The sequence below is a fragment of the Comamonas odontotermitis genome (assembly GCF_040396735.1).
Taxonomy (GTDB): domain Bacteria; phylum Pseudomonadota; class Gammaproteobacteria; order Burkholderiales; family Burkholderiaceae_C; genus Comamonas; species Comamonas odontotermitis_C.
Genome location: NZ_JBEBNZ010000011.1, coordinates 114,111 through 131,147, shown reverse-complemented (window position 1 = coordinate 131,147; position 17,037 = coordinate 114,111). Strand labels below are relative to the sequence as shown.

Below are 17,037 nucleotides of genomic sequence, written 5' to 3'. Positions count from 1 at the left end.
AGTGACCCACAGCTTAGAAGGCTGTTGCTCTATCCAACTGAGCTACGGGCAGGTGTTTGATTAATAACGGATTTTCGTTATTTGCGCTGGCGGTGATGGATTGACAAACGCGGAGCGCTCCGCGTTTGTCAATATCGCCATCGTCATGACTGGGCGTTATTATGCCCGCATTCCTGTCTCACTTTGTGGCCTTAACCTTAGTGCCTCGACGCAGATAGTGACGTTTCGTGGTCTGCACGGATGTGTGCCCCAGCTGCTTAGATGCAGCCAGCTCTCCGCGTACTTCGGCAACGTCGTCTGCCGCTTTAGCTCGCAGGTCATAGAACCAAAACGCCTCGATGGCGCTGGAAAATTCCTGATCGCCGGATGCGCTGGCGGCAGTTGCTGCGGCTTTGCGAGCAGCTAGAAATCGCCGGCGGAGCGTGATTTCCGTCAAAGGCGCGCCGCGCTCATTGACAAGAAGTGCGCTCACATGCACCTTGTGGGTTGCTTTGCGGCTTGCAATGCGTTCTAGCAGGGCCTCCAGCTCGCCTGCAATCTCAAAGCGAAGAGGTACAGCTGTCTTGCTCTGCTTGACCTCTAGGTAGCCGCCTGCAATATCGTGATCTGACATTCTTCGAACGTCGCCAGGGCGCTGCCCGGTCAAGTACACCAAGTCCATGGCGTCTCGCAGTGGTTCATCACCTTTGTCGTAGACAGCTTTGTAAACCCGATCATCAATGTAGACCTCGCGCTTTCCGACTGATAGGCCCTTGATGCCCTTGGTTGGGTTTTCGCGTTCAGTCCAGCCCCATGCGCGGGCCATGTTGAACATGTGGGAGAAGGTGCGCTTTAGCCTGTTGGCAGTGGTTGGTGTTGCTTTGGCCCACTGCAAAAGCTGGTGGATGTGCTTGGGTTTGATCGCCTCTAGAGGGGCGGGGCTGGGATTGCAGAAGAACTCGCGCAGCTTTTTCATGTCGCCAGCGAGTGTGGCCTGCGTGGATTTCGCCTTGGTAGGGATGATCTCAGCCTCGTACTTGGCTGCCAGATCCGCAAAGGTTTCTCCGGGCATCTGGACACCTGTTGCGGACAACTCTAGCCAGCGTTTCACTGCCTCCCGGAAGTCGCTGCCTAACGGGATTTCACGGCGCGGCTTTTGTCCGGTGTCGAAGTAGTAGTAAACCTTCCCGGACTTCTGTTTACGCTCCCGGAAGTTTGGCATTGAGCTAACCATGGCTAATTGCAGGCTCCCAGGTGAGCGGGGCCGACTCCTTTGTTTTTGTGCCCTCGATAGCTGAACGCGACACGATAGGCCGGCCCACAGCATTTAGGTAAAACGGTATTTTCATAGAGCGCAGGCAGTCTGCTTGCCGCTGCTCGCGTGTGCGCCCAGGCTTTCCGCCTCTGACGCCAGTAAGCTCTTTGACCTCATCTGTGGTGAGAAACAGGGCCATATCCATTCCTCCAAAAAAGAACCCCGCATCAAGAGCGGGGCTCGGGTTCGTCTTGTTCGCGGTAGGGTGCGCGTTTGTCGCCCCACTTTCGGGCTCGTTTGGTGGTCATGACATGGACTCACCAATCTCTGCTGCAGCTTGAACAATTGCGCGTCGAGTAGCTGAGGCCAGGCCGCCATTGGCGCGAGTGGATTCAGCTTGCCATCCGCCGGCAACGGAAGGCGGTACACCATCCGGCGTAGTCTTTGCCGCGCTGGCACACTCGCCATCGCTCCACACCATTACGGTCAGACGCAGCTTCACAGCTAGCCCGAGGGCGTCGCCGTCGTCAGCAAGAGGATTCCAAGCCGCCCAATCTTTGGGTTCATGCGCGGCATCAATGGGGTCGATCCTTATGCCAGCGGCCTTGGCAGCCAGTACCAACATTTCGTGTTCTGTCTTCTTCATGTGTTTCCTTCTTGCTTTGGGGCTGCGGGGAGGGGCGCCCAGTGCGTGAGCTTCCCAATTTGAAGAACCGTGTAGGCCATGTCATAGGTGACATCTACGCCGTCGGCCTTCCAGTCTCCATAGCTATCCTTGTATGCCACCACCATTCCGCTGGTGCCCAAGACCAAAATGGTTGTGTAGCTGGGCGCAGTCTCGATTGACTGCCACCCCGGGTTAGGCCCCACCGTAGATCCAGCATCCATGCGGGTTTGCAGTGATTCAGGACCGTTTTGGGCAGCACCCCGGTCAGCCTGCATGTGGGCCACGGCTGCTTGCCAAATTTCCCATTCTCGATCTGAAGAAAAACTACACAGGTCTTCGATTTCTTCATCATTCCAGTCTCGAATCTCTGGAATTCGGCGGCGCCGGTCTTCATTGCGCCACTGCTCAAACGCCTCACGGCTTGGGTCAGGGGTTGTCATTGGTGGCTCCTATTCCGTGTGCCGTACGAGTGATGTCAACCAGTTGAAGAATGGTTGGGATGGTCAAATAAACACCCATACGGCAAAGTGCATCTCGGAGGCCTGCCGCTGATTCGACCCTGCTGTTGTGGTGCCACTCTTGGCTTTGCGGCTTCCGCTCAGGTGGGGGAGGGGCGGCTGAGAGCATGCCGTTCCACATACGTAGTCCGTCCGGCCACTCTTCTTCTAGCCATTCCCTATGCGGGCTGTGATCCATCGAGGCTTTCTGAGCAGCACGCTTCATGTTGGAGTCTGGCTCTACCGGCACCAGGCGCCACCCCTCCGGCGCAGCCTGCCGCGCTGATAGCTGGGCCAGCTGGTTGCGCGCCTCAGTATTCAGTGCATTAGCTGTGTCCAGGCGCTGGGTGAGGGAGGTGACTTGCTGCTCGGCTGCCTCGGCGCGGTTGGTTTGGGAGGCGCGCTCGGCCTTGATCTGCTCGATCTCCGTCACCAGAGCGCGCAGCACAGTGGCTGCCTTCTCATGGACGGGCACGCCATCCCACCAGCGATGGCTTGATTCGGTCAGGCTTTCAAAAAATTGAGCCAGCCGCAGCGCTTCTGGCTGTGCTTCTGTCTTGTGTGTCATGGTGACCTTTCATTCAAACTTCTTGTGCTGGCCGCAGATAGTGCAGCGACAGTGAAAGCGGATCCATTCAGAGCCTGAATCGTCAACACATCTGTGGTGACTTATGGTTTCCCATTTATGCAGGTGCCAATCCCCAGTAATGAGGAAGCGAAGTAAGCGAATCATGGTGCCCTCACATCGATGGCGTAAACCAGCACTGGCTCTGTGCCGAAGTGCTGGTGGGTGATGGTCTTGATCGTGAAGCCGCGCCATGGGCGCACAAGGCGCCGGGCGTGGGCGTCTCTGGCGGGGTAGCCCAGGGTCAGCACGATCTGGTCATACTCGCGGCCTTCCAGGCGCTTGGCCCAGTGCGGTGTGCACAGCCGGAATTCCTCAGGCTTGGTGCAGTCGCGGATGGCCTCGAAGTATTCCCGCTTGAGAGGGAGGTGGAGGGTGGTCATGGTGCCACCTTGGGGGCGGGCTTCCGTTTAGCAGTTTTCTGCTTTGGTAGATTTGTTGGGTCTTCCGTTAAGTCGGTGCAGTTAACGCAGCGAGAACGCAAGTCTTGAGATTCGCCGAGGTAAGCCCCACAGCACTCACAAAGCGTGCCATCAATCATCATTTCAGCTATTTCTCCCATCTCGTTCCTCCTTCGCGCGTGTGGCTGATTCAAGATTCAGTCGGTCGCAGGTTGCTTTAGCTTCCTTCTCCGTCTTGAATGGATGGATGTCTCCCTGATAGCCACACGGCTTGTATCGATGTTCGCCAGGTGCTTTTCGAGAGATGCCCCAACCTATGATCGGAGCACCAGGTTTGTGTATGTCGCTCCAGCTAACTGGACGGAATTTGCTGCCTTGAATACTCATTGGTTGCTGTCCTTCTGTGGTTGGGCCTGGGCGGGCTGGCCCTCCTGCGCCTGGGCGCGCTGGGCGACGGGTTCTAGGATGAAGCAGGCAATGTGGCGGCCCGTGCCTTTGCCGATGGATTCGTCTTCGGTGGCCAGCCACTTAACATCGCCCAGATTGCGCACCTGCCCCTCGTCGCCAACGATGGCTTTCATCAGCATCAACACCCACTTGTCGATTGGGTACACCAACACCACGCGCTTGCCCTTCTTCCATTCCTCGATGCACTTGCGCACCCAGGCGGTAGGGCCTTTCTTCTTGCCTTCGTGGATGATTGATCCAAAAGGAGGATTCACGTAGTTCGACTGCCCCCATTCGCAGGTCAGTCCGTCGAAATCTGCGGGCTTTGGGAATGGGCACGGGTCGAAGTCGAAGTGGAACTCAGCGTCGAGCCGGGCGTACAGGTCAGGCGGGGTCAGCCAGTAGTGCTTACCATCGGATCCATTGCCGACGTGAAATTTGTTAGCCTCGGGCGCGAGTTGGTTTTGGTGGATTTGCATGTTCATGAATCATTCCCCCCTCGCGGCATTGCCGCCTTCCTGGGCTGCCCAGGGTAGTAATGGGGTGGCGTAGCCCAACATCAATGGGTGCTTTGGGTCGCCGCTTTTCGTCAGGCCGAAGTGCATCACCGGCTTGCCCGAGGACACCAGGGCATCCATCAGAATGTCGAAAGCACCCTGCAGCTGGGGCGGAACCTTGGTGCTGTTGCCCCAGCAGGGCACCAGAATGTCGGCCTCGGTGATGATGTCAGTGATGTGGTCGCCGATTTCATCGCCGTATGGGTCATCGACAGAGGCCAGGGCCTTCACATCGGTGGCGCGATACGCAAAGACATTGCCCACAATGAAACGGCTGCCGCCCCAGGCTTTGGTAAATCCGATCCACTTGCGCACGGTGGCGTCATCGACACTCGCGTCTGCGGTGCTCGGGTTGATGCCGAAGAATGCGTACACGGGGCCTTCCATGCCGACGGTGCGCTCCAGGCGGTAGCGGTAGAGGCCGCAAGGGCTGAGAACGGCACTCATTGGGCACCGCCTCCCTGGGCTGCAGCCATGGCGGCGCGGCGCTCCAGGTCTCGGTCGGCATAGGTTTTCAGAGGCAGAGATGGGTTTTGGTGCCAAAAGTGCTCGTGAACCCAATAGCCAAACATAGTCACCCCGTACCGACCAAAGCCGCAGTTCTCGACAACTCCCAGGTTGGCCAGCCGCTTTACAGCGTCTTTTCCGATGTCGAAGCTATCGTCGTCCTCTACTGTTTTGATGAAGCGGCGCAGCAGGTGCTGGTCAGCTTCCTGCAGGTACGCAATGGGTGCATCAGCGGGCTGGGCCTGGGGTGCTGTGGCCCGGGAGGAGATGCCGGACATTACTTCCACCTCCCTATGGGGGATTCCGGAAAACGACACGCTGTAGAACGCTTGCGCGGCTTTGTTGTACTGGGCTGGAGCTTCGATTAAGCCGGACAGTCCGTAGTAGCGCACCCAGTACCAGCCTCCATCGATGACTTGCACAGGCTCTGTGCTAGCCACCGGCTCGGTCTGCACCTCTGCCAATGGAGCTGCAGCCAATGCAGCACCTGGGCGGACAATGAGTTTTCCAAGAGGATCGCTGGCAATGTCTCTCTCGTCGCGCGGTCTCCCTGTATGTGGGTTGTGGGTGACGATCCGGGCGGAGTTGTATTCGACCGCGGCCTGCTCCCCGCATTTTCGGCAGCGCACTTGCATGTTGTCTCCCAGACGGCCTGGCTCGGCCTGCACCTCTGCCTGGGCAATTGGCAAGTGGATGTACTGTCCGCGCCAAACAATGCGGTCGCAGTGGTCTGGAACAGGTTGCACATAGGTGGATGCATGCACCACATCTGCCGGGTCACCTGCCGAGGAATCCTCGGTAGCTGGAAGTGCTGGGGTGGCGGCAAGGGCGGCGTTTGCCTTGTCCAGCACCTGGCCTACGGTCAGGGTTTCGCCAAACTCTGCAATGCGCACCGTGTCATGTTCATTGCCGATGGCTTGCAATGCGCCGGCGCACCACTGCAAAGCCCGTTTGGCATCAGGCACAGCCACTGCTGCGGGCGCTGCAATAGATTCAGGAAAGCTTTCGCGTAGCTTCCTTGCCATATCCGCAGTCACTGCAGAGTTCACACTGAAATTTCCCAAACCCTTTAAGGCTTGGCATGCATCGTTTGATGTGATCCCAAGGTCGCGGGCGATGTCGCGCACCAGTAGCGGCAATGGCTCTGCTGCGGGCGCCTGTGCTGCTGCCAGCGCCTCATCCACCATCTTCTCGAATACGCTCAAGCTTGGCTCATAGCCTGAGCACTCATCGCGGTAGTAGCGCAGGGCGGCAAGCGCCTTGTGCTCATTGCCAGATGGCTGTGCGGCCACTGCCTGGGCTGCGTATGCGCGCATCTGCCCGGCTGTGAACACATCGGCAGTGCCAATCACATTGAAGCCATCTGCTTGTGCGACCTGGTCTACTGGCTCTGGCAGCGCTGGATAAGCCCCCTCGGCAGTCTTGAGGGGAGCGGAGGATGTGGTAGGTTCAGCCATGGTGGGCTCCAGAAATGAGAAAGCCCGCTCAGGGCGGGCTTGGAATCTATGGGATGCAGCTCATTGCTGCTTCGATGAAGGTTTGCGCGGCTTTCGCGTTGATCGCATTTCCGTAGGCGCGCAGGCGTCCCACTCGGGCGGTAGCCCCATGAGCCAGCGGCTGTGTGCCGGGTTCAACAGGCCGCCATCTGCCATCCCTGCAGAAAATCCAGTCAGCATCTGCCCAGAAGCCGTTAACCGGGCCGGGCCTCGATCGCAGTTCCAGGCCGTCAGCAGTGCTGCATCGGCTGGATTCAATCCCGGATTCATGCCCCGAGACGCTTTCGCTTCCGGTAACTCGCCCTTGCCGTTGTTGGTCGTCGTCGGAGTCGGCCAGCCGCACAGGTGCACTGCTATGTCCGCTGTGCTGATTTGTGGATCTGTCGGCTTTCGGCCCGAGGTAATTGGAGGGTTCGGCTTGGCGTCCACAATCGTGCTGTTGGGCGTCGGCCAACCTGCCATCGGAACGATTTCGGTCAGGTATCCGCTTTGCCTCCCTGTCTCGATCCGTGATGGCCGAAGACCTTTGCGGGCGATCACGTCCAGGGTGTTCGGTGTGGGCCACCCAGTACAGCCTGTCTCTGATGTGCGGCGCACCGACGCCCGAAGACGGGAAAGCGCACGCTCCGACGGCGTAGTCCATGGCTTCCAAGTCTGCGGATACAAGGTCGATCCAAGGCCCTGCAGGCTTGCTCGCAACCTGCTCTCCAAAGATTGCTGGAGGGCGGCACTCTTGAATGATCCAGTGGAAGTGAGGCCACAGGTGCCGCTCGTCATCAAACCCAGCTCCTTGGCCTGCCTCGGAGAAAGGTTGGCAAGGACAGGAACCAGTCCAAACAGGTCGGTCATCTGCCCAGCCTGCGGCGCGTAGGGCGTAGGACCAAACACCAACGCCTGCGAAGAAGTGGCATTGGGTGTATGGCCTGAGGTCGTTGGGGTGAACATCTTCAATGCTCCTTTCGTCTACATCACCTGGGGCTATGTGGCCCGCAGCGATGAGATTGCGCAGCCATTGGGCTGCATACGGCTCTATCTCGTTGTAGTAGGCAGCCATGAGGTGAAATAGAAGAAGCCCACCCTCGATTGCTCCGGGCGGGCTGTGAATAGGTGCCCACTGGGGGCGGTAGACTAGAAGGCTATGACCCTCTATGACTCGATGCTTGGCGCTCTACGTGAGCACTGGAAAGCCAATGACAATGCCTATCCGCAGTGCTTTGAACTGACCAAAATTGCCCTGGATGACTTGAATGCAAGCCGAACTCTGGTCAGAAAGACTGTTGGGCTGAAGCCGCTAGAAGGCAATGACTTCTACGAGTTCCACGGCGCCAAGCTCGTAGTCGGAGAGAGCAATGCGCTGGTTGCCAAGGATGGGGCTCGGGTTCCGTTGCAGGCTTGAAGCTGGAAAAAGAAACACCCCGGCAGTGCGGGGTGTGGAATAAAAAGGCCGACTCTCACGAAAGTTCAGGAACTGGAAAAAGGAGGAGTGATATGAGGTCGGCTGAGAAACCTAACTCCATGATTAACAAACGTTTAATTGTTAATTGATCCTGGATGGACTGCAGTTTGCCAAATCAAAAAACTCGCATATGTGCTGAGTTTTCCAATGTTGATGTCGGCTAATTCCTACAAACTCTCCGTGCTTCAAAATGGCACATCGCTGTCATCGCTGTAGTCGTCTCGTGATGTATGTTGGGGTGCTGCAGTACGGCTGTGTTGGCCTGGCCGTTCGTGGTTGCCGCCTGGTTGCTTGTCCTTGCGCTTCACGGATAGGCTGAGGAAGGAGGTGCCGTTCTGCGCCTTCTTGATCCATCCATCAATGAAGTACTCAACGCCATCGACGTTCAGCGTGCCAGTGCGATCCGGCTTGCGGTCGCCATCTTGCTTGCGGTCGTTCACGAACATGACGCCGCGATTTGTGTTGTCGTATCTAGTCATGGTTTGCCTTTCTTCCCTCCAGCCTTCCCGGAGGGTGTTGGTTAAGCTGCGTTTCTGTAGTTGCGGATCAGATCGACTGTTCGATGCACCTCTTGGGAAAACTCCTCAATGGCGTGTTGAAGCTTCTCAATGAACGCTTCATCCCTTGGGATGCGTCGAACAATCAACCGTGCGTTCTCTGGGAAGTCTGGGTGGTAGCTCACGAAGTCCCACCATTTGCGGCCTGTGACCCACATGCACCCCTGAATCTGGGCGGTGTAGGCTGAGGGCTCGCGTTTCAATTCAAGGTACTCGGCGTGGGTCTTGGCTTTGGGGCACTTGATCTCCACACCGCCGTCCTCATCAATCAGTCCATCAGGCGAGACGCCAGCGGGGAGGGTGTCGTGCAAGCAGAAGCCCACTTCCTCCACGAAATTTCCTGTCAGGGCCTCATACTCAGCGCGGGCGATGGGCTCACGCTCCGTGCCGATCTCCATGTCTTGGCTGGTGTAGCCTTCTGCAACCTTGCCGGAAATGATTTCCAGGGCTAGCTGGGTGGCATACGCCTTTCTGGTCAGGCCCTTGCCCCCAGCCAGAACATCAGCGAATCGGCTACCTGTGGCCTTGCCAAGCCTTGCCTCATACCACTCCGGCGTCTTCTGCTCTGCTGTGATCGTCAGCATGGTCGACCTCCTTTGCCTCCACATCAGTAACCAAGCTCTCGCGGTCGACAGCCTCGGCAATCTTCTTGAAGGCCGCATGGTGCTTTGCCAGCAGCTTGCGCTCGTCTGGTGTGGCGGTTGATTGCCAGTAGATCTTGTAAGCCTCAGTGCCGCCATTCGCGGCTTCTTGTGCCAGGTCTAAGAGTTCCTGTGGCGTTTCTGGCGCTGGTGACGCTACCGTGGAGGGCGTTTCGTTGATTCGCTCAGCCTCATCCTGGTCGTAGATGCCGGTGTAGCCGAAGGCAAGGCGTGCACACTGAATCATGGCCTTGTGGCGCAGCATGCGCTTTGGGTGGGATTGCCATGGCCCTTGCCCGGGTCGCTTGCACTCGCTTAGCCATTCTGTGACTTTGATCGGGTGCGATCGGTCTTTGCGATGGATGATGCAAGTGCAGGATTCATCGTCCTGCGTAAAGTCCATGCCATCAAACTGCGGATTGCTGTTGATGATCCGGCTCCAGCCATCCACCCCAACAACAGGAACAATGCCGCTGTTGCGGTCTGGAAAAGCGTAGATTTCCTTGGTCCATGGATTTAGTCCGTACTGATTTGCGACTACCAACAATGCGGCCATTTGCGCGTCGGTGACTTGGCCCTTGAAGGCTGTTGCCTTGAGGGTGGCCACCAACTCGTGCGGGTCGCCTTGGATGCTCAATGCCTGCGCCAGGGTCTGCGCATTGCTCACTACAATATTGCTCATATGCCTCCTTAACTTGCCAGCCTTGCTTGCGCCACGCACACAATCAGTAGGGCAGTGGCGAGTAGAAATAGAAAGGGCGGCTTACGAGGCCGCCCTAGTTGGAATGGTTGGTAGATCATTGTTTGTTCTGCAGCGCGATCAGGCGCCGGTACTTGTCGAATGTCTTGCGGATGTCGGTTGCTACCGCCGGGGTGTAGCGGTTGGCCTTCTGTCCTGGCAGTGGGCAAAGAGGGCGGTTGGGCATGGTGAGCATTGGGTAGTTCATAGCTGCTTGACCCTCACCTTCATTGGTTGGCCGTCGTCTTGGGAGAGCACGAAGCTCCAGGCCTGCCAGTCGTCCGCGAACAGGCCTTCATGGTTGGTGTCGTTGATCGAGATGGAGTAGCGCTTCATGATTCGCCTCCTTCGATTTCAGTGAACCCCCAATCCAATCGGTCGAAAGCTATGTCTCGCATGCATTCTTCTTTTTGGCGATCGGACATTTCGTCCCACTCGTCGCTATCAACACCGATGTCATCCAAGTCGATTATTTGTTTGCGGCAAGAGTGAATGTTTGCGCCACTATCGAGCCATACTTTGAATTTGCGTCCCATCTCACACCTCCTTGTGTTTGGCGAGAGCGGCGCGAGTCGCCTTGATCTCAGCTTGAGCTTTTTTCCGCTTTGAAGGCGGTAGCTCGAGAGTTGCAAGAATTTCTCGATCTACTTTTACACCCGGGATCATCTCCATGGCCTCAACCAAGTACTCGCGCCATCCGGTGGGCTTCATCGTTTCCATGTCCATCAGGAAACCACTTCTGCATTGGCAGTTGGCTACGGCAAAGTTAACGCGCCGAGCTAAGGCCAGAGCTATCTCTTTCCAGTCAGTGGTCTCAGCTTGATTGCAGGACTCGGGCGTTGGCTTCTGCTTCTCACTCGTCATCTTTATTCCCCTTAACTTTGAATTCCCAGATTCCTGGATTCACGATGGTGGATGGCCGCAGGAGTGCTGCCAGAGCAGTGCTGGATGCATCGAAAAGCGGGATGAATTCGTCGTCATAGGGCGGCTTCACCAGTACTTGCTGGCCACTCGCCAAGGCCCGCAGGTAGGGCGCATTGATGTGTTCCATTACCAGTCCCTCCTTGCCTCTTCGTCTAAGGCTTCTTCAACGCCGTCTTGGCAGACCTCCAGCAGGTAGTCGTGCAGTAAATCGCCTACAGCAGTGCTGTTTCCTGCCAGCAACTGGCAGCAGATGGCATCAAGCGTCCCCGGATCGAAGTTCTTGAATGCGGTGTCCACTACACCAGAGAACTTCGGCAGGAATGGGCTGGTCAGCGATGGGGCTGGGAATGATGGCTCCATACCATCCCGTCGGGCCTGAGCTCGGCTCAGTGCGTAGTGGTTGGACAAGTCATTCATGAATTGCCTCTCTTTCTGAGCAGTATTCACACCAAGCTATATGCACATCCAGCGGCACGCTGTAGGTTGTCGTTTGGTAGTAGCCCTCGTGCAAGACCTCCCGTTCCAACTGGCCGCGCGCAAGGAGCTTCTCGACAGTTTTTAGCCCAGGCTGCCGAATGAAGGCTTTCAGCTCTGGCCTCCAGCCTTGAAATGAGAGCAGGGCCTGTTGAGCCCTTGTCAGGTCGTCAAACTTGTATCGATCGCTCATGAGCGCGCTCCCAGAAATAAAAAAGCCACCCGGAGGTGGCGAATCCAGCGTGGTAGTGCTGGAGTGTGTTTCGTGAATAGATAGTCCAAGCCAGATTGCTTTACTGATCAGAGGCTTGCGGAAAGTATGAATAGATTGGTGAATAGATTTTCCGGGGTTGGCTACATCTATGAATAGGGTGGGCTACTCGCTGCACCGTGCGCTCCCCCGGTGGCACCCAGAGGCGGCATTCGCTTTTGCCCGTAATTGAAGATGGTGGCCGGTGCTGATCTCCGGCTTTGCGTTCCAGTGCGACGTTTGGATTGCGATTCCTATCGCTTCACGCCTTCGCCAAGGCCTGGGCTGAGTACCAGAGTTGTCTTGCGCATCAGCCTGCGCATTCACCATCAAGAAAAAGAGCGGATCACCCGGTTTGCGTATGTCGGCGGAGGTATCTCGGATTACCTTTGTCCGCGCCCGGTTGCAGTTTTGCTCTACCGCGCTCTTTCTTGATAGCCCTCTTTCGAAGATGTGAGTACCAAAAGCATCAAATCATCTGAAATGATGCTTTTGGGTTGCTTATATGGGTGTGGGTTGGTGCCTCAGTTGTCGAAGAAGAACACTAGACGGTGGTTCTCTCCGTCGATTCCGTCGAATGAGTGAATCAGTTCATCTAGGCATTTGCCCACCATCAAGGCCATGGGTAGATCCAGTTCAAACTCGACGCAGCGAGGGTTATTCGTACTTCCGCAGTACGGATAAAGGTTCTCAAAAGTCGGTTCGGGCGATGCCATCTCTTGGCGCAACCTTGCTAGTTGCTCGTGATCCATCATCCCTTGAATAGGGATCTCATTTGAATTCGCCCACTGGCGGAGTGCCTTCAATTCATGAAGGTACAGATAACTGTGACCATGTCCATCTGGGCTCCAAGAGTCCATCTCTTGCAAAACTTGCTCTGATGCATCGAACGGCAACCCTCGAGGTGGTAGACCAAATTCAAAGTTTCGGCGTACACCTTTGGATAGTAGGCCAAACAGATCGTAATTGCGGCCTGTATATGCGCAATCTTTCCATTCGACTCGTTGGCCTTTGTCGTCGTCGCCGTAGTTGTAAGCAGTCCATTTATCGACGCTTTGCCACTGGCCATCTACGAACTTTTCTCGATAAGCGTGAATGTCACATCCCATAGCTTCTCCTTATAAAGCATAAGGCGCCTCGGTTGAGGCGCCTTGTGTTTTCCCTCTGATGTCGCCCAGAGGGGGCGCCGATGGCGTTAGATGCCGCGCCGCAGAAATGCATCGGGCTTCGTTCGGGCGATGGACTTGAGTACCTCATCAAGCTGCTTGCGGGTCAGCTTGTGCTTCGTCATTAGCTCCTTAGCGCGCTCGTCAGATAGCTGGGCGATCAGGGCCAGAGCCTTGGTCTTATTGGCGTCGAATTCAGCCTTCCGCGCGTCGAGTTCGTTGCGCTTCACCATTGCCTGCTCACGCTTGTAGCGGTCAATCTGGTTGTCGATGTTCCCGCGCTTGGACAGCGGAACATTCAGTACTCCGTGATCTAGCATTGCTACTCCTTAGAAAAACGAAACGCTCCCAGTGGAGCGTTTTGGTTTTGCCCCTGATCTCGCTCAAGGGCGGGCGCCGATTGCTCTATTAACTGTTGAGCGTGACGATGGTTTTCTGTGCTTGGCCTCTATAAGACAATTCATTGCCAACATAAGCTGGCCTGCCAATCCATGTCAGATGTGTATCTGGCTTCCCATTTGGATAGGAGATGTGCTCTTTGTCATATCGCGCCTGAGCTTCTTCTTTGCTCAAGGCGTTAGGGTGTTGTGGCTTGGAAGTGTGCCCCATGGCTTTCTGCTCCTTAAATGAAGGGTGGAAGGATGTTTGACACAAGGTCCGCTGCCTCAAAGTCCTACACAGTATGCGCTACTAGTCATGGTTGACGGGAAAGACCCTGCTGAGCAACCATTTGCAAACCAAAACGCTCTCGCGGGAAAGCGCTTTGGTTTTCTCCCTGGGTTTACCAGGGCGGGCTGACATACCTCGGCAAGGTCGGAAATTCCAACATCGCTTCGTTCCAGCTCCCTTGCATGCGCTCGCGTTCCCGGTAGTTCATCGGCTTGAGCGCTCCCTTTTGGTCTGCCGGGGTGCACAGGGGCAGGGCGCTTGGCGCCGTTCATCCTTCGATAGCGCTAGAGAACTGATTGGGTGGGGCGGTCTATCTGCGATACTTGTTTCGGGAGCTGCGAACTCCCGCTGCGCCAACGCAAGGCGCTTAAGGTGACGCCGACCCGGAAACCTGGCCCGTGTGATACTGACCAGGTGGACGAGCCCGCGAAGCCGATGCAGTAAAGCATCCTAGGAAGGCGGAGCTGCCGCGCTAGCAAGGGCGCGCTACAAATACTCAGCAGGATTAACGTCCTGTGGCCACAGGGCCTTTCAAGGTATCAACCATGAAGACCCAAGTGAAGGTGATCATCAAGATCGATGTAGCTGACTGCATCACTGCAATTGGCTACCTCATCATGCTTTTGATGATGTGACCTAGTACGGAGCAGGGCGGGAAACCGCTCTGCCTCCTGCTGAAGCATCAAGACCACCCCAGCCAATCAATTCTCTGCGCAAACTTTTAAGGAAGTAGGGCGCTAGTTCGATCACTTCACACCCATCGCGTTCTGCAACTAGCTGCGCTCCACTGGAGCTAGACCTTCCTCTTGCATCGAGTCGGTTCAGGGGCCGGATCGCTACCCCTTCGGTCGTTTCGCGGTTGTTGCTGGTCGATGGATGAATCTTAGCTCAGGCTAATATATAAATCAATAGCTCAGGCTAAGTATTTCTTGAAATTTAGCTGCGCAGCTAAAAAAAGGCCGAAAAAAGCCGCCTGTAGTGAACTGTCCAACTTTGTGGGGTCAGTTCACGGAGGCGGTTGATCGTTGGTGGCGTGGATGACTAGTGTGACTGTGCGGGCGCTCCGGCATTGATTTGCAATTGCCTCATGCCCAGGACGCGGCTTACCGCTCCAAGCACAGTGGACTCCGTCTTCGCGGCCTTGGGATCTTGTCGGTCTTCCATCACCACCAGAATGTCTGCCCCCTGATTTTCTGGGGAGCTACGTATGTCAACCAGCTTGTGCAGGGCTGCATTTGCAGATGCATGATGAGGTGACACCGCAAGCACCAACGTACCATCAACATCAAAGTCGAAGTCATAGCTTCGACCGGTCAGGCCGGTGACTTTTGGGCGTCTGCGTACATGGTCAGCACCCTTCCAGGCTGCCAGATAAATAGCTACTTCCTCTACAAAAATCTCAGCGTCATGTGAGACATTGGAATGAGTCACTTCCCATTGGCGCAAAGACAACAATGTGCTGATGTACTTGGCAAAAGCTTCTGGCGCGCTGGCCTGATCTGCCCAAACCTCAATCACACCATCATCAGTAAAGATGCTGCCATTCTCGGCAGCAGCCTGGCTCAAGAATCGAGTCTGCATGCCATTGTTGATTCTCACGCCTCGACCAAGAAAATGGAATAGCGTGCTGCCATCATCAAAAAAGCGCAGGCGGTTGTTTCCTAGATGCTCCACGAACACGCGCATGGAGTCGCCGTCTGCGAACTTGAACGGCGTTTCAAGGAGAGCCAGATAGCCAGCATCATCCAACGGATGGCAGGCCATTCCGAGGAGTGAGGAAATTTGCTGACAAATCATCATTGCACCTTGAGGCTAAAGCTTTTATGTGGATCTTCCACATCTGGTAGGAAATTTATTTTCGTGCGTCTGGAGAAGTGTTGCAAGCTTTCCGTGAAAGACCAATTAGCCCAGTCGCGCTCGCCAGAAATTCGATCCTTGCCAAAGTGCTCATGGGGCAAGTCATGAGGCGTGATTTTTTTGGTGAATTGTTCAATATCCAGTTGATAGGCGCGCTCAAGGCCCCACAGATTGCGCTTGAAGACAGTGAACTTGTACCAAGCAGTCCCGGTTTTTTGAGACTTCCTGAAGAAAAGCTCCACCAGTAGATTGGCGCTGGTCTCGTCCATATTCAGCACACCTCCGGACGCCACCCATGTGTTTGGCTGGCTCTTCTGAGGGATCCATTCTTCTATGTCCAGGCACTGCCGACGGACAGCAAAAAGGTTCGTTGCCTCTTGTGTATCGATATCGTTGATGCTCGCCAACTTAGCCCCTCATTTCTCGGTTGCTCTTATTGCCTACATGCACATCGCATTGCGCCTGGCTCGGCCGGCTACCAGCTGGATTCGGTCAATCTCAGTCTTATCCAGTGTCAGCGGCCCGTAGCCGTTATTAATGGATAACAGCTGCACTTCGCCATCGCGGCGCCAATTGAGCTGCTTGAGCATCTTTCTGCCGTTGCAGCAGATCACCACAACGTCGTCGCCTTCCTGGGCTTCGATATTGGGCTCCACGATCACAAACTCTCCGGCGCGATACCTGGGGTGCATGGAGTCGCCGCGCACGCGCACAGCGTATGCGTTGGGGTCGGTGGTGGGGTAGAGCACATAGCCTTCGCCATAGCCCACTGGGTATTCGAACTCTTCCAGAAACCCATCGTCACCCCCGCGCACTTCACCAACCACTGGAATCCTTCTCATCCCCTTTAGCTCTATGGGATCGCCTACGTCTGAGGTCAGCAGGTCAATGCTGGGTGCCGGGCCTCCGGCAACCTGCGAAGTCCACATTGCGCCAGTTCCCTCAGCCAGCCACTCTGGGGATATGAGCAGATTGAAATGCCCGCAGAGACGCTCTGCATTCGCCCTGGAGATGGTGGACACCTTTTCTGGCTTGGTAAACCAGGCCGTAACCGTAGGGCTCGACACACTACAGGCGCGGGCAATCTCCGCAAACAGGCCGCGCCGATGTGGTGGCGGGAATGCGGTTGTCATCCGCTCTTGCAGGGTTTTCATTAGCTTAGCCTAACAAATAATAAATTAGCTCAGGCTTGCAATTAATGGTAGCTTGGGCTAATATTGGAGGCATGAACACTCATGCCACAAAGATCATCGAGGCCCTGGGCGGAACCGCTGAGGTGGCCCGGATGTGCGAAATCTCGATGCCCAGCGTTAGCAACTGGAAGCAGTCTGGCATTCCTGACGCGCGAGTGAAGTTCCTGCGACTGGCGGCGCGATCCAAGCTGAAAGGCCTAGATCTGGACGCTGCCATCTCTATCGCTCCGATCAAGAAATCCCGCCCATCCCCCGGGCAAAAGGAGGTGGCACATGGTTGAGCAGATCAACGCTCCATCTGAAGTTGAGATCAGAGCCCAAAAAATCCTGGTGCTGCTTGATGGCTTGACTGTTGAAGATGCTATGCAGGCCATCTATCGAGCTCACTTCCGTATCAAGCGGTTCTCCGAAAAGACCACTTTCCGCTGCTCCAGCAAGCCACCTGTTGACGATCAAGAGGTGGCCCATGGTTGAGCCTTTTACCTTGCCCGCAGGCACCTTATGCAAGCGCAATGGCATCCCGTTTAAGTTGGCGCACGCCACTCAGATTGAGTGCCACCCAGGTGTTTGGCCTCTGATCAAGGGAGCCCCGCCGGATGAGATGGATGAGCCATTTGATGCTCCAGGTCCTCATCCAGCCGCACCCGATTGTTCGTCGGCAGTTCTCGAATTCTCCGAGC

General features: G+C 56.0%; 28 protein-coding genes. 2 read left to right on the top strand and 26 right to left on the bottom strand.

The annotated features are described in order from the left end of the window. Positions 1–178: 178 nt before the first annotated feature. The 10 genes from ACH2DG_RS11940 to ACH2DG_RS11895 form a co-directional block, all read right to left on the bottom strand. Positions 179–1,213 carry a tyrosine-type recombinase/integrase gene (locus ACH2DG_RS11940; RefSeq protein ID WP_395026349.1) on the bottom strand — a complete coding sequence of 345 codons (1,035 nt, stop codon included), beginning with the start codon at positions 1,211–1,213 and terminating at the stop codon, positions 179–181. Continuing rightward, complete coding sequence (locus ACH2DG_RS11935) at positions 1,206–1,433, bottom strand: DUF4224 domain-containing protein (protein WP_395026348.1); 228 nt, start codon at positions 1,431–1,433, stop codon at positions 1,206–1,208. Before ACH2DG_RS11935 ends, ACH2DG_RS11940 begins: the two co-directional genes overlap by 8 nt. A 105-nt stretch (positions 1,434–1,538) precedes the next feature. Beyond that, a complete protein-coding gene (locus ACH2DG_RS11930) occupies positions 1,539–1,880 on the bottom strand; it encodes a hypothetical protein (protein ID WP_395026347.1) in 342 nt (113 codons plus the stop codon). Continuing rightward, the gene (locus ACH2DG_RS11925; protein ID WP_395026346.1) at positions 1,877–2,341 is read right to left on the bottom strand and encodes a hypothetical protein; all 465 of its coding nucleotides are present in this window, start codon (positions 2,339–2,341) and stop codon (positions 1,877–1,879) included. The genes ACH2DG_RS11930 and ACH2DG_RS11925 overlap by 4 nt, the downstream gene beginning before the upstream one ends. Next, positions 2,328–2,966, bottom strand: coding sequence for a hypothetical protein (locus ACH2DG_RS11920; protein ID WP_395026345.1), 639 nt, complete (start codon positions 2,964–2,966; stop codon positions 2,328–2,330). The genes ACH2DG_RS11925 and ACH2DG_RS11920 overlap by 14 nt, the downstream gene beginning before the upstream one ends. A 161-nt stretch (positions 2,967–3,127) precedes the next feature. Beyond that, positions 3,128–3,406, bottom strand: a complete 279-nt coding sequence (locus ACH2DG_RS11915; protein WP_395026344.1) for an ASCH domain-containing protein — start codon at positions 3,404–3,406, stop codon at positions 3,128–3,130. Positions 3,407–3,807: 401 nt separating this feature from the next. Further along, a complete protein-coding gene (locus ACH2DG_RS11910; RefSeq protein ID WP_395026343.1) occupies positions 3,808–4,350 on the bottom strand; it encodes a hypothetical protein in 543 nt (180 codons plus the stop codon). 9 nt (positions 4,351–4,359) lie between these two features. Further along, on the bottom strand, positions 4,360–4,875 hold the full coding sequence (locus tag ACH2DG_RS11905) for a DUF1643 domain-containing protein (protein ID WP_395026341.1): 516 nt from the start codon (positions 4,873–4,875) through the stop codon (positions 4,360–4,362). Next, entirely contained in the window at positions 4,872–6,119 is a 1,248-nt protein-coding gene (locus tag ACH2DG_RS11900; RefSeq protein WP_395026340.1) for a hypothetical protein, read from the bottom strand. The genes ACH2DG_RS11905 and ACH2DG_RS11900 overlap by 4 nt, the downstream gene beginning before the upstream one ends. Before the next feature lie 319 nt (positions 6,120–6,438). Then, a complete protein-coding gene (locus ACH2DG_RS11895; protein ID WP_395026338.1) occupies positions 6,439–7,485 on the bottom strand; it encodes a DNA cytosine methyltransferase in 1,047 nt (348 codons plus the stop codon). 84 nt (positions 7,486–7,569) lie between these two features. Between ACH2DG_RS11895 and ACH2DG_RS11890 the strand changes: the two genes are divergently transcribed. Then, entirely contained in the window at positions 7,570–7,827 is a 258-nt protein-coding gene (locus ACH2DG_RS11890; protein WP_395026337.1) for a hypothetical protein, read from the top strand. A 245-nt stretch (positions 7,828–8,072) separates the two neighbouring features. Here ACH2DG_RS11890 and ACH2DG_RS11885 read toward each other — a convergent pair whose 3' ends face one another. From ACH2DG_RS11885 to ACH2DG_RS11810, 16 genes are all read right to left on the bottom strand, one after another. Further along, entirely contained in the window at positions 8,073–8,366 is a 294-nt protein-coding gene (locus ACH2DG_RS11885) for a hypothetical protein (RefSeq protein ID WP_395026336.1), read from the bottom strand. Positions 8,367–8,407: 41 nt separating this feature from the next. Continuing rightward, positions 8,408–9,028 carry a lambda exonuclease family protein gene (locus ACH2DG_RS11880; RefSeq protein ID WP_395026335.1) on the bottom strand — a complete coding sequence of 207 codons (621 nt, stop codon included), beginning with the start codon at positions 9,026–9,028 and terminating at the stop codon, positions 8,408–8,410. Continuing rightward, the gene (gene bet / locus ACH2DG_RS11875) at positions 8,985–9,767 is read right to left on the bottom strand and encodes a phage recombination protein Bet (RefSeq protein WP_395026334.1); all 783 of its coding nucleotides are present in this window, start codon (positions 9,765–9,767) and stop codon (positions 8,985–8,987) included. Before bet ends, ACH2DG_RS11880 begins: the two co-directional genes overlap by 44 nt. A 115-nt stretch (positions 9,768–9,882) precedes the next feature. Beyond that, positions 9,883–10,032: a hypothetical protein gene (locus tag ACH2DG_RS11870; protein ID WP_395026333.1), complete on the bottom strand. Its 150-nt coding sequence runs from the start codon at positions 10,030–10,032 to the stop codon at positions 9,883–9,885. Then, positions 10,029–10,160: a hypothetical protein gene (locus ACH2DG_RS11865; protein ID WP_395026332.1), complete on the bottom strand. Its 132-nt coding sequence runs from the start codon at positions 10,158–10,160 to the stop codon at positions 10,029–10,031. The genes ACH2DG_RS11870 and ACH2DG_RS11865 overlap by 4 nt, the downstream gene beginning before the upstream one ends. Continuing rightward, on the bottom strand, positions 10,157–10,360 hold the full coding sequence (locus tag ACH2DG_RS11860) for a hypothetical protein (RefSeq protein ID WP_395026330.1): 204 nt from the start codon (positions 10,358–10,360) through the stop codon (positions 10,157–10,159). The genes ACH2DG_RS11865 and ACH2DG_RS11860 overlap by 4 nt, the downstream gene beginning before the upstream one ends. Position 10,361: 1 nt before the next feature. Continuing rightward, positions 10,362–10,688: a hypothetical protein gene (locus ACH2DG_RS11855; protein ID WP_395026329.1), complete on the bottom strand. Its 327-nt coding sequence runs from the start codon at positions 10,686–10,688 to the stop codon at positions 10,362–10,364. Then, positions 10,678–10,875, bottom strand: a complete 198-nt coding sequence (locus tag ACH2DG_RS11850) for a hypothetical protein (RefSeq protein ID WP_395026327.1) — start codon at positions 10,873–10,875, stop codon at positions 10,678–10,680. The genes ACH2DG_RS11855 and ACH2DG_RS11850 overlap by 11 nt, the downstream gene beginning before the upstream one ends. Further along, positions 10,875–11,165, bottom strand: coding sequence for a hypothetical protein (locus ACH2DG_RS11845; protein ID WP_395026326.1), 291 nt, complete (start codon positions 11,163–11,165; stop codon positions 10,875–10,877). Before ACH2DG_RS11845 ends, ACH2DG_RS11850 begins: the two co-directional genes overlap by 1 nt. Continuing rightward, complete coding sequence (locus tag ACH2DG_RS11840; RefSeq protein WP_377780723.1) at positions 11,158–11,415, bottom strand: hypothetical protein; 258 nt, start codon at positions 11,413–11,415, stop codon at positions 11,158–11,160. Before ACH2DG_RS11840 ends, ACH2DG_RS11845 begins: the two co-directional genes overlap by 8 nt. 581 nt (positions 11,416–11,996) lie before the next feature. Continuing rightward, the gene (locus tag ACH2DG_RS11835; protein WP_395026325.1) at positions 11,997–12,581 is read right to left on the bottom strand and encodes a hypothetical protein; all 585 of its coding nucleotides are present in this window, start codon (positions 12,579–12,581) and stop codon (positions 11,997–11,999) included. An 86-nt stretch (positions 12,582–12,667) separates the two neighbouring features. After that, positions 12,668–12,958 carry a hypothetical protein gene (locus ACH2DG_RS11830; protein WP_395026323.1) on the bottom strand — a complete coding sequence of 97 codons (291 nt, stop codon included), beginning with the start codon at positions 12,956–12,958 and terminating at the stop codon, positions 12,668–12,670. 88 nt (positions 12,959–13,046) lie between these two features. Continuing rightward, the gene (locus tag ACH2DG_RS11825) at positions 13,047–13,247 is read right to left on the bottom strand and encodes a hypothetical protein (protein WP_395026321.1); all 201 of its coding nucleotides are present in this window, start codon (positions 13,245–13,247) and stop codon (positions 13,047–13,049) included. Between the two features lie 1,101 nt (positions 13,248–14,348). Then, positions 14,349–15,104 carry a DUF1828 domain-containing protein gene (locus ACH2DG_RS11820; protein WP_395026320.1) on the bottom strand — a complete coding sequence of 252 codons (756 nt, stop codon included), beginning with the start codon at positions 15,102–15,104 and terminating at the stop codon, positions 14,349–14,351. Then, complete coding sequence (locus tag ACH2DG_RS11815; protein ID WP_395026318.1) at positions 15,104–15,571, bottom strand: hypothetical protein; 468 nt, start codon at positions 15,569–15,571, stop codon at positions 15,104–15,106. Before ACH2DG_RS11815 ends, ACH2DG_RS11820 begins: the two co-directional genes overlap by 1 nt. A gap of 33 nt (positions 15,572–15,604) precedes the next feature. Beyond that, positions 15,605–16,318, bottom strand: a complete 714-nt coding sequence (locus tag ACH2DG_RS11810) for a helix-turn-helix transcriptional regulator (protein WP_395026316.1) — start codon at positions 16,316–16,318, stop codon at positions 15,605–15,607. A gap of 312 nt (positions 16,319–16,630) precedes the next feature. On the opposite strand from ACH2DG_RS11810, the gene ACH2DG_RS11805 reads away from it, so the two are divergent. Continuing rightward, positions 16,631–16,831, top strand: a complete 201-nt coding sequence (locus ACH2DG_RS11805) for a hypothetical protein (protein ID WP_395026315.1) — start codon at positions 16,631–16,633, stop codon at positions 16,829–16,831. Positions 16,832–17,037: the final 206 nt, after the last annotated feature.